This window comes from Actinosynnema sp. (assembly GCF_052038725.1).
Genome location: NZ_JBQGCX010001056.1, coordinates 1 through 1,588, shown reverse-complemented (window position 1 = coordinate 1,588; position 1,588 = coordinate 1). Strand labels below are relative to the sequence as shown.

Below are 1,588 nucleotides of genomic sequence, written 5' to 3'. Positions count from 1 at the left end.
GGCGGGTGGGCCGCCGAGGTGGCCGGGGCCGCTGGGGCCGTAGAACGGCGCCGGGTCCGGGGTGGTCGCGGCGAGGAGCGCGGGCAGGCCCGCCGTGTCGTGGGTGCCGACGAGCAGGCCTGCGGACGCCAGCAGGCGGATCAGGCGCCTGCCCGTCGTGTCGCCCGAGCGGCCCAGCTCGGGGCGGGCGGCGAGCAGGCTCGTGGGGGCGATGCCGGGGTGGGACAGGGTGCTGGTCACGCCCCAGTCGCCCGCGCGGCTGCGCCGGGCCAGTTCCAGGCCGAACAGGCCTGCCGCGAGCTTGGACTGGCTGTAGGCGCGCCGCCCGTTGTACGAGCGCTCCCAGTTCAGGTCGGCCCAGTTGATCGCGCCCTGGTTCGCCGCGACGCTCAGCTGCGTGGTCACCCGCGCCCGCCCGGCCCTGAGCAGCGGCATCAGGTGCGCGACCAGGGCGAAGTGGCCCAGGTGGTTGGTGCCGAACTGGAGCTCGAAGCCGTCGGCGGTGCTCTGCCGCTCGGGCGGGGTCATCACACCCGCGTTGTTGACCAGGAGGTGGATCGGGTCGCCCTCGGCGCGCAGCGCCTCGCCGAGCGCGGCGACCGAGTCCAGGGAGGACAGGTCGAGCGAGCGCAGCGAGGCGGTGGCGCCGGGGGCCCGCTCGCGGATCTCGGCGAGGGCGGCCTCGCCCTTGCGGGGGTTGCGGACGGGCAGCAGCACCTCGGCGCCCGCCGCCGCGAGCCTGGCGGCGATGCCGAGGCCGACGCCGTCGCTCGCCCCGGTGACGAGGGCGCGCCTTCCGGGGAGGTCGGGGCGGGTGAGGTCGATGTCGTTCGGCACTGGGCTCAACTCCGGGTGCTCGTCGGAACCTGCGGTGCCACCGAGGTTCGGCCGATCCGCGGGGGCGGGCAACGGCGCGCCGGGCCTCGGACCGGCGATCCCAGGCTGGGAGAGGGGGATCGGCGATCCGTGGCTCGGCGGTGGGGTGAGGCGGTAAGAACGGGTGACGGCGGGATGCGGGGAGGACGCGCGTGGTGATCGACCGGGTCGGGTTGGCCGAGTTCCTGCGGCGGCGCAGGGAGTCGCTCCAGCCCGAGGACGTCGGGCTCGCGCGCGGGGCGCGGCGCAGGACGAGCGGGTTGCGGCGGGAGGAGGTGGCGATGCTGTGCCACATGTCCGCGGACTACTACTCCCGGTTGGAGCGCGAGCGCGGGCCTCAGCCGTCCGAGCAGATGCTCGCCTCGATCGCGCAAGGGCTGCACCTGTCGCTGGCCGAGCGCGACCACCTGTTCCGGTTGGCCGGTCACCACCCGCCCGCGCGGGGCGCCACCGGGGAGCACATCAGTCCGGGGATGCTGCGGGTGTTCGACCGGTTGGGCGACACCCCGGCGGAGATCGTCACCGAGCTGGGGGAAACGCTGCGGCAGACCCCGCTGGGCGTGGCGCTGACCGGCGACACGACCCGGTACACCGGTCCGGCGCGGTCGCTGGGGTACCGGTGGTTCACCTATCCGGGGTACCGGATGCTGTACGCGCGGTTGGACCACAACTACCTGTCGCGGTTTTACGTGGGGGGTTCGGGGTTGCTGGC

2 protein-coding genes are annotated in these 1,588 nt (G+C 74.9%); one reads left to right on the top strand and one right to left on the bottom strand.

The window, feature by feature from the left end; all coding sequences use genetic code 11:
* The coding region (locus ACTUAL_RS22295) for an SDR family oxidoreductase (protein ID WP_440901609.1) at positions 1 to 837 on the bottom strand (837 nt) is incomplete at its 3' end.
* A 194-nt stretch (positions 838 to 1,031) separates the two neighbouring features.
* Here ACTUAL_RS22295 and ACTUAL_RS22290 point away from each other — a divergent pair.
* Positions 1,032 to 1,588: helix-turn-helix domain-containing protein (locus tag ACTUAL_RS22290; protein WP_440901608.1), on the top strand; the 557-nt coding region annotated here is incomplete at its 3' end.